We start from the raw sequence: 585 nt of genomic DNA on the forward strand, positions 1-585 counted from the left end.
GACTTGCCGCAGGCGTTCGGCCCGACCACGACCGTGAAGGAGTGGTCGGGTATCGACACGGACAGGTGCTCGGCCACGGTGCGCCGGTCGTAGGCGAGGGTGAGGTCCTGCCCGGTGAGCCGCTGTCGCGCGTCGGGTGCCACAGGGGATGTGGAAGAGGAAGCCACGGTGGTCTCGGTGTCCTTGTCGTCGTCGGTGCCAGTGCTCGCGGCGCGGCCGGGGCCGCCGGGATCGCCGGGCGCCCGTGCGCCCCCGCCGCCCCTCATACCCGGCCCGCCCGGCGCTCCGCCACCAGCAGCCACAGCAGGTACGTGCCGCCGAGCATCCCGGTGAGCACGCCGACCGGGAGCTGGTCGGCGCCAAACGCGCGCTGCGTGCCCCAGTCGGCCGTGACCAGCAGGGCCGCCCCCATGCAGGCGGCGGGCAGCAGGTTCGGGCCCGGCGACCGGGTCAGCCGGCGGGCCAGTTGCGGCGAGGTCAGCGCGACGAAGGCGACCGGGCCCGCCGCGGCCGTCGCGGCGGCGGTGAGCAGGACGGCGGCCAGCAGCATGACCGGGATCGCCGGGCGCCCGTGCGCCCCCGCCG

Annotated in this window: 1 protein-coding gene and 1 pseudogene; both read right to left on the reverse strand. The window is 76.8% G+C overall.

Features of this window, described 5'->3' with window-relative positions; all coding sequences use genetic code 11:
* Nucleotides 1–266: pseudogene (locus tag KUM32_RS44555) on the reverse strand (hypothetical protein); the annotation flags it as partial.
* Nucleotides 263–585, reverse strand: a 323-nt coding sequence (locus tag KUM32_RS41210) for an iron chelate uptake ABC transporter family permease subunit (RefSeq protein WP_217146768.1), incomplete at its 5' end; no start/stop codon positions are given. The gene KUM32_RS41210 and the pseudogene KUM32_RS44555, both read right to left, overlap by 4 nt.

It is taken from the genome of Streptomyces sp. AC627_RSS907 (assembly GCF_019049165.1).